Annotated in this window: 3 protein-coding genes and 1 tRNA gene; 3 read left to right on the top strand and 1 reads right to left on the bottom strand. The window is 71.4% G+C overall.

Going from position 1 to position 6,753, the window contains the following annotated elements; genetic code table 11:
* The first annotated feature begins 441 nt into the window (after positions 1–441).
* The 3 genes from FV242_RS32005 (at position 442) to FV242_RS31995 (ending at position 6,536) form a co-directional block, all read left to right on the top strand.
* Positions 442–2,808, top strand: coding sequence for a PAS domain S-box protein (locus tag FV242_RS32005; RefSeq protein WP_246692985.1), 2,367 nt, complete (start codon positions 442–444; stop codon positions 2,806–2,808).
* A 153-nt stretch (positions 2,809–2,961) separates the two neighbouring features.
* On the top strand, positions 2,962–4,485 hold the full coding sequence (locus FV242_RS32000) for an ATPase domain-containing protein (protein WP_147941746.1): 1,524 nt from the start codon (positions 2,962–2,964) through the stop codon (positions 4,483–4,485).
* Positions 4,482–6,536 (top strand): PAS domain-containing hybrid sensor histidine kinase/response regulator, encoded by a 2,055-nt coding sequence (locus FV242_RS31995; RefSeq protein ID WP_147941745.1) that lies wholly within the window; start codon positions 4,482–4,484, stop codon positions 6,534–6,536. Before FV242_RS32000 ends, FV242_RS31995 begins: the two co-directional genes overlap by 4 nt.
* 91 nt (positions 6,537–6,627) lie before the next feature.
* On the opposite strand, the gene FV242_RS31990 is transcribed toward FV242_RS31995, so the two are convergent.
* Positions 6,628–6,704, bottom strand: a tRNA-Met gene (locus tag FV242_RS31990).
* Positions 6,705–6,753 lie beyond the last annotated feature (49 nt).

Here is a 6,753-nt window from a genome sequence, read left to right as displayed (position 1 = left end):
GGGTGGTTCAGGGGGGAATAGCGCCTCGCGGAACGGGGCGCACGGCAATTCGGACGGGCTCGAAAGCCGCAGGCACCCGCGAGTGCCGGCCAGGGCCAGTATTTCCCCCTCGCCGCGCGCGCAAGTCCGTCGATCCGGATCCGGGTTCCGGATGGAGACTTGGCGCCGCCCTTCGCAGGGGCGACAAGGGCTGGGCCCGGCAGCCTTCCGCGCCGGGGCCGAGAACGGCCGCCGCCGAGCGGCGTTGTTGCTACGGTTCAGGCGGGCGCGGGCGCGCGTGTTGAAGGAGACCGGGTTGGCGAGGGTGACGGGGCGTGCGGAGGACGGGGGGCCCGGTTGGGACGGTCCGGCCCTGGTCGCGGGCGGCGGCGCGGCGGGCGCCGTCATGCGCGCGTTCGACTGGTCCTCCTCGCCGCTGGGCCCGCCCGAGCGCTGGCCCCAGTGGCTGTCGGCTGCCGTGAGCCTGATCCATGGGTCGGGATTCCCGATGTTCGTGGCCGTCGGGCCGGCGCTGGGCCTCCTCTACAACGACGCCTACGCGGATGTGCTAGGCAGCAAGCATCCGGCCGCCATGGGCGCGCGCTCCGGGACGTCTGGGCGGAGATCTGGGCCGACCTTGCGCCCCTCGTCGAGGCGGCGATGGCCGGCGAGGCGACCTGGGTCGAGAACCGGCCGCTGGTCATGAACCGCCACGGCTACGACGAGGAGACCTGGTTCACCCTCTCCTGCGCGCCGCTCCGGGACGCGGCCGGCGCGGTGGCCGGGGTGTTCTGCACCTGCACGGAGACCACCGCCCGGATGCGGGCCGAGACCGCGCTCCGGGAGAGCGAGGCGCGGTTCCGCAACATGGCCGACCATGCCCCGGTGATGATGTGGGTGACCGGCGCCGACGGGGCCTGCACCTACCTCAACCGCCGCTGGTACGCGTATACCGGCCAGACCGAGGCGGAGAGCCTTGGCCTCGGCTGGCTCGACGCGGTCCACCCGGACGACCGGGATGCCTCGGCCCGGGCGTTCCTGGACGCCAACGCCCGGCACGGGCCGTTCCAGGTCGAGTACCGCCTGCGCGGCGCCGACGGCCGCTATCGCTGGTTCATCGACGCGGCCCAGCCCCGTCGCGGCGAGGATGGCGGCTTCCGCGGCTATATCGGCTCGGTCACCGACATCCACGACCGCAAGGCCGCCGAGGAGCGCCTGGTCGAGACCACGCGCCGGCTCGACGCCATCCTCAACAACACCTCGCAGGCGATCTTCCTGATGGATGAGCGCCAGCACTGCAGCTACATGAACCGCGCCGCCGAGACGCTCACCGGCTACGCCCTGGAGGAGACCGAGGGCCGCGCCCTGCACGACGTGGTGCACCATACGCGGCCGGACGGATCGCCCTACCCGCTCTGCGAATGCCCGATCGACCAGGCCTTCCCGGAGAACGAGCGCGAGCAGGGCGAGGAGGTCTTCGTCCACAAGGACGGCTCGTTCTATCCCGTAGGCTTCACCGCAAGCCCGATCCGCAACGAGCGCGGCGAGCCGATCGGCACGGTCATCGAGGCCCGCAACATCGAGGAGGAGCTGCGCGCCAAGGCCGCCCTGGAGGCGTTCAACGCCACCCTGGAGCGGCGCGTCGAGGAGGAGGCCGCCCGGCGCGAGAAGGTCGAGGAGGCCCTGCGGCAATCGCAGAAGATGGAGGCGGTCGGTCAACTGACCGGCGGCATCGCCCACGACTTCAACAACCTGCTCACCGGCATCTCGGGCAGCCTGGAGCTGCTGCAGACGCGGATGAGCCAGGGCCGGCTGACCGACCTCGACCGCTACATGACCGCCGCCCAGGGCGCGGCCAAGCGGGCGGCGGCGCTGACCCACCGCCTGCTCGCCTTCTCGCGCCGCCAGACCCTCGACCCCAAGCCCACCGACGTGAACGCCCTGGTCCACGGCATGGAGGAGCTGGTGCGCCGGACCGTCGGCCCGTCGATCCACATCGAGGTGGTGGGCTCGGCCGGCCTGTGGCCCGCCCTGGTCGATCCCGGCCAGCTCGAGAACGGGCTCCTGAACCTGTGCATCAACGCCCGGGACGCCATGCCGGAGGGCGGGCGCATCACCATCGAGACCGCCAACCGCTGGCTCGACGACCGCGCCGCCCGGGAGCGCGACCTGCCGCACGGCCAGTACCTGTCGCTCTGCGTGTCCGATACCGGGACCGGCATGCCCCCGGAGGTGATCGCCAAGGCCTTCGACCCGTTCTTCACCACCAAGCCCATCGGGCAGGGCACCGGGCTCGGCCTGTCGATGATCTACGGCTTCGCCCGGCAATCCGGCGGGCAGGTGCGGATCTACTCCGAGGTCGGTCAGGGCACGACCGTGTGCCTCTACCTGCCGCGCTTCCACGGCGACATCTCCGCCGCGGTGGCCGTGCCGGATGCCGGCGCGGTGCCCCGGGCCGAGCAGGGCGAGACGGTCCTGCTCATCGACGACGAGCCCTCCGTGCGGATGCTGGTGACCGAGGTCCTGGAGGATCTCGGCTACATGGCGATCGAGGCCGCCGACGGCCCGTCCGGGCTGAAGGTCCTGCAATCGGACGTGCGGATCGACCTGCTGATCACCGATGTCGGCCTGCCGGGCGGCATGAACGGCCGGCAGGTGGCCGATGCCGCCCGCGAGACCCGTCCCGGGCTCAAGGTGCTGTTCATCACCGGCTATGCCGAGAACGCCGCGGTGGGCAACGGCTACCTGGACGACGGCATGCAGGTGCTCACCAAGCCCTTCGTGATCGAGGCGCTGGCCGCGCGCATCCGGGATATGATCGAGCCGTGAGGCCCCGCGCTGTCCCGCGGCGCACGGGCGCCTCACGGCTGCGGCGCGGGCGGCACTGACAAGGCATGGCACTGACAAGGCATGGCGCGGCCGCTACCGTGCGCGCGGCACCGGGGGGTGCGTGGGACCGTGGGGGAAGCGTAGGGCAAGCCGATGACCGATACCGAAACGGCGTTCCCGGCCTGTCCGGCGCCGCGAATCTCGACGGGCGTTCCAGGCCTGGACGACATCCTCTGCGGCGGCATGACCCCGAGCCGCCTCTACCTGCTCGAGGGCACGCCCGGAACCGGCAAGACCACCCTGGCGCTCCAGTTCCTGCGCGCGGGCGCGGCCCGGGGCGAGCCGACGCTCTACGTCACCCTGTCGGAGACCGGCCAGGAGCTCCGCGCGTCCGCCGCGACCCACGGCTGGTCTCTCGACGGCATCGAGCTCTACGAGCTCGTCAACGAGATGGGGCTCGACCCCGACAGCGAGCAGTCGATCCTCCACCCGTCCGAGATCGAACTCGGCGAGACCGTCCGGGAGGTCATCGCCCGGGTCGAGGCGCTGAAGCCCGAGCGGGTCGTGTTCGACTCGCTGTCGGAGCTGCGCCTGCTGGCCCAGAACCCACTGCGCTACCGCCGCCAGATCCTGGCGCTCAAGCAGTTCTTCGCCAAGCGGGCCTGCACCGTGCTGATGCTCGACGACCGCACGTCGGAGACGGGCGACCTGCAGCTCCACAGCATCGCCCGCGGGGTCGTCTCGCTGGAGCAGGTCCCGCGCGAGTTCGGCTCCGAGCGCCGGCGCCTGCGCATCGTCAAGATGCGTGGCATCAAGTACCGGGGCGGCTACCACGACTTCCTGCTGGAGACCGGCGGCATCCTGGCGTTCCCGCGCCTGATCGCGGCCGAGCACCACACGCCGTTCGACGCGACGGCGCGCTCCACGGGCTCGGACGCGCTCGACCTGCTGCTCGGCGGCGGATTGGTGCCCGGCACCAACACCCTGTTGCTCGGCCCGTCCGGGGTGGGCAAGACCACCATGGCCATCCGCTGCATGCTGACCGCCCTGGAGCGCGGCGAGCGGGGCACCTACTACCTGTTCGACGAGGGCCTCTCGACCCTGCTCGCGCGGTCGGCGACCCTCGGCATGGACCTGAGCCCGCATATCGCGGCCGGGCGCCTGACCATCACGCAGATCGACCCGGCCGAACTCTCCCCCGGGGAGTTCTCCAGCATGGTCCGGCAGAGCGTGGAGGAGCACGGCTCCAGCGTCGTCGCGATCGACAGCCTGAACGCCTACCTGCACGCGATGCCGGGCGAGGAGTACCTCATCCTGCAGATGCACGAGATGCTGAGCTACCTGAACCAGCAGGGCGTCACGACGCTGCTGGTCCTGGGGCAGCACGGGGTCATCGGCGAGGTCCGCACCGACATCGATCTCAGCTATCTCAGCGATTCGATCCTGCTGTTCCGGTTCTTCGAAGCCAAGGGCGAGGTCCGCACGGCCCTGTCCGTGGTCAAGAGCCGGGTCAACGCGCACGAGCGCACCATCCGCGAGATGAAGCTGTCGGCGCATGGGATCCAGGTCGGCGAGGCCCTGGCCGATTTCGAGGGCGTGCTCACCGGCCTGCCCTCCTATCGCGGCGCGGTGGCGATGCTGACCGGCGACGCGCCGGCCGACGGCCGCGCCCCATGACGGCATTGGCGCAGGACGAGGAGCGCGTCCTGATCCTGGCGCCGCGCGGGCGCGACGCCGCGGTGGCCGAGCAGGTGATCGCCCGGGCCGGCACGCCGGCCGCGATCTGTCCCGACCTCGCCGGCTGGATCGACGCCCTCCGGGCCGGGGCCGCCGCCGCGCTCGTCACCGAAGAGGCCCTCGGGGAGACCGGGCCGTCGGACCTTTTCGCATGGCTCGAGGCGCAGCCCGCCTGGTCGGACTTCCCGTTCATCGTGCTGGCGACCCGCCAGCTCGGGCACCGCTCCCAGCGCGCGTCCCAGCTCCTCGCCCGGCTCGGCAACGTGGTCCTGCTGGAGCGCCCGATCAACGCCGAGACCCTGGTCAGCGCCACGGCCGCGGCCCTGCGGGCGCGCCGTCGTCAATACCAGGCGCGTGAGCGTCTCCTGGAGCGCGAGCGCGACCGGGAGCAGCTCCGGCTCGCCAACGAGGGGCTGGAACGGCGCGTGGCCGAGCGGACCCGGGAGGTCGAGACCGCCCACGAGACCCTCGCCTTCGCCCTCGACGCCGCCGGGATGGGATCCTGGGACCTCGACCACGTCACCGGCGCGTCCCGGCGCTCGCTTCGCTTCGACACGGTGTTCGGCTACGACGCGCCCCAGGCGTTCTGGAACCGGGATACCTTCCTGGCCCACGTCGTCGAGGAGGATCGTGCGGGCGTCGACCGGGCCTTCTCCACGGTCGGCCTGACCGGCCGGCTCGATCTGGAATGCCGGATCCGCCGGCTTGACGGGGCGGTGCGCTGGATCGCCCTGCGGGGGCAGGTCAAGTACGACGCGGCCGGCACCGCGACCCGGATCGCCGGCATCCTGATGGACCGCACCGACCAGCACGTCACCGAGGAGGCCCTGCGCCAGGCCCAGAAGATGGAGGCGATCGGCCAGCTCACGGGCGGCGTCGCCCATGACTTCAACAACCTGCTCACCGTCATCGTGGGTGGGCTCGACATGGTGCTCCGCCGGCCGGAGCAGGTCGATCGGGTCAAGCGGCTTGCGGAGGCCGCCATGGGCGCGGCCCGGCGCGGCGAGCAGCTGACCCAGCAGCTCCTGGCGTTCTCCCGTCGGCAGATGCTGCGGCCGCAGACGCTCAATCCCAACCGCCTGCTCCTGGATTTCCGGCCGCTCGCGGAACGCGCCGCCGGCGGCGCGGTGGAGCTCGCCTTCGACCTCGACCCCGCGCTCGATCCGATCCGCATCGACCCCGCACAGTTCGAGGCCGCGGTGCTCAACCTGATCGTCAACGCCCGCGACGCCATGGAGGGCCGGCCGGGTCACACCCGGATCGCCGTGACGAGCCGCAACGTCCATCTCGGCACCGGCGCTGTGGCCGAGAAGGGCGTGGCGCCCGGCCCCTACGTGCTGGTCTCGGTCACCGATGGCGGTGCGGGAATCCCGCCGGATAAGCTTCAGCGGGTGTTCGAGCCGTTCTTCACCACCAAGGAGGTCGGCAAGGGGACCGGGCTCGGGCTCAGCCAGGTCTACGGCTTCACCCGCAGCGCCAACGGCTTCGTCGACATCGCCTCCGAGGTTGGAGCCGGCACCACCGTGACACTGTACTTCCCGCGCTCCACCGACCCGGCCGACGAGGAGACCGGGGCCGGCGCACTCCGGACCATCCCGTTGCGCCGCGCCGGCGAGGGCGAGACCGTCCTGCTGGTCGAGGATGACGAGCAAGTGCTCGGCATGGCGGTGGAGAGCCTGGAGGAGTTGCGCTACCGGGTCATCGTCGCCCGCAACGCCGCCGAGGCCTTAGGCCATCTCCGGGGCGTGGAGCGCATCGACATCCTGTTCTCGGACGTGGTCATGCCGGGGGGCATGAACGGCTCGCAGCTCGCCGTCGAGGCCCAGCGGGTACGCCCCGGGATCAAGGTGCTGCTCACCTCGGGCTACGTCGCCAATCTCGACGAGGGCCAGGTCATCGGCCACGGCGAATTGCCGGTCCTGAACAAGCCGTACCGCCGGGACGAGCTCGCCCGGTCCTTGCGCCTGGTGCTGGGCGGGGAAGGCCGCTGAGCCCCGAGTGAGCCCCGAGCACGAAACAGCCGGTCCGCGTGAGCGGACCGGCTGTTTGGCTGGATCGTGGTGATCGTTGTTGTGTGTGTGTTGGTTGCGGGGACAGGATTTGAACCTGTGACCTTCAGGTTATGAGCCTGACGAGCTACCGGGCTGCTCCACCCCGCGCCAAGAGTGTGCGGCTGATCCGGGCTGGCTGGCGCCGCTGGGCGCGCTC

It is taken from the genome of Methylobacterium sp. WL64, from assembly GCF_008039945.1.
GTDB lineage: Bacteria > Pseudomonadota > Alphaproteobacteria > Rhizobiales > Beijerinckiaceae > Methylobacterium.
This window is presented reverse-complemented; position numbering and strand designations above follow the sequence as displayed.